The organism is Mesorhizobium sp. 2RAF45, assembly GCF_052115225.1.
GTDB lineage: Bacteria > Pseudomonadota > Alphaproteobacteria > Rhizobiales > Rhizobiaceae > Mesorhizobium > Mesorhizobium jarvisii.
In genome coordinates, this window is the sequence record NZ_JBFRGG010000050.1 from 1 (window position 1) to 390 (window position 390).

Here is a 390-nt window from a genome sequence, read left to right on the forward strand (position 1 = left end):
GTCGGCTGGGAACCACGCGATGAGCTGGCGGGTCATCTCCTCGCCCAGGTCGCGCCAGGGGCGAGGGGCGAAGTCGCTGGCGATGCGGGCCTCCAGCGCCTGTCGATAGGGCAGGTCGAACATCAGCCGGTCCAGCTTCTGGACGAAGTCGGCTTGATCGCCGGWGCGGAAATAGACGGCGAACTCGCCCCCGGCCTCGGGCAGGGAGGAGGCGTCCGACAGCAGGGCCGCCTTGCCGTAGCAGAAGGATTCCGTGACCGGCAGGCCCCAGCCCTCATAGGTGCTGGGATAGAGGGTGAAGGCCGAGCCGCGATACAGGTTGGCGAGATCGGGGTCGGAAACGCCCGAGACGATCGAAATCCGGGCGCGCAGTTCGGCGCTGGCCTCCAG

Annotated in this window: 1 protein-coding gene; it reads right to left on the reverse strand. The window is 68.4% G+C overall.

Annotated elements, in window-relative coordinates; all coding sequences use genetic code 11:
* On the reverse strand, positions 1-390 hold a 390-nt coding region (locus tag AB4Z43_RS33535; RefSeq protein WP_441941014.1), incomplete at both ends, for a glycosyltransferase.